Source organism: Flavobacterium sp. LB2P53 (assembly GCF_003970305.1).
Classification (GTDB): Bacteria; Bacteroidota; Bacteroidia; order Flavobacteriales; family Flavobacteriaceae; genus Flavobacterium.
The window spans coordinates 1-1,261 of record NZ_RYDG01000023.1; the positions used below are offsets into that span (position 1 = coordinate 1).

Sequence of the window (1,261 nt, forward strand, 5' to 3'; positions counted from 1 at the left end):
TGGATATGCAAATAAAAACTGCACATTAAGTTAAGCTACATTTTTGTAATTAATTTGATTGTTAAATTCTTCAATAGTTGCATAATTTAAAGCAGAATGTCTCCTTTTTCTGTTGTACCAAATTTCAATGTATTCAAAGATTTCCAGTTTCATTTGTTCTTTTGAAATCAGTTTGTTTCCATAAATCAATTCCGTTTTCAAGGATTTAAAAAAGCTTTCCGCTACTGCATTATCCCAACAATTTCCTTTGCGACTCATACTGCGGGTTATTTTTTTATAGGAATCAAGAACATTTACAAACTTTTTGCTAGCATATTGAACACCTCTGTCGGAATGAAAAATCAAACCTTCCTCAATATTTCGGTTTTTAACGGCCATTTTCCAAGCTCCAAGCGTAGTTTCATCTGTACTCATTCCATCGCTCAAACTCCAACCTATAATTTTTCGGTCGTATAAATCCATAATAGTTGTCAGGTATACAAATCCCTCTTTAGTTTGAATATAGGTGATATCAGAAACCCAAACTTTTGAAGGCATTTTGACAACAAACTCCCTATTTAATATATTTTCGACGATTAAGTAATTATGATTTGAGTTGGTCGTCACTTTGAATTTCTTGCTTAATTTACTTCGCAAGCCTAACTGTTTCATATATTTTGCTACAGTAATTCTTGAAATTTTATAACCAATACTCAGAAGTTCTAATGTTATTCTAGGACTTCCATATCTTTGCTTGGCTGCAAAATAAATCAATGTTATCTGTTCTTTTATGGTAATTTTTAGTTGTTGTCTTGCTGTGATTGCTTGTTTTTTCCATCGGTAATAACTTCCGCTGCTCACTTGTAGAACTTTGCACATTTTTTCAATCGGGAATAGTTGTTCATTGCTTTTTATGAAACTATAAATCATCGACCGCTCTTGGAAAAAATGCCGATTGCTTTTTTTAATATATCACGTTCTAACTCGGCATCTTTGAGTCTTTTCTCCAGTTCGTGGATTTTTTCTTGCTCGGGAGTGAGTTTTAAATTTCCTTTCCCAGGAAAACTTCCTTCTCCAAATTCCTCAAACTCTTTACGCCATTTATACAACTGTGGTGCTGTGACTCCCAATTCTCTGGCGAGTTCTGATACATTTGTTCTATCATAACTCAATTGAACGGCTTTTTCTTTAAAAGCTTTATCATAAATTTTGCGGACTTGTTTCATAGGCTAAAATTAAGATTATTTCTTAACTTAATGTGATGGCTAAGTTAGCATGTCCA

1 protein-coding gene is annotated in these 1,261 nt (G+C 33.1%); it reads right to left on the reverse strand.

Annotated features, from left to right (window positions below; all coding sequences use genetic code 11):
* Window positions 1-30 precede the first annotated feature (30 nt).
* Window positions 31-1,205 (reverse strand): IS3 family transposase gene (locus EKL95_RS14830; protein ID WP_233584118.1). Its coding sequence is split into 2 segments (ribosomal slippage): window positions 31-938 and window positions 938-1,205, totalling 1,176 coding nucleotides; the frame shifts between segments, so codons are not numbered across the junction.
* Between the last annotated feature and the right edge of the window lie 56 nt (window positions 1,206-1,261).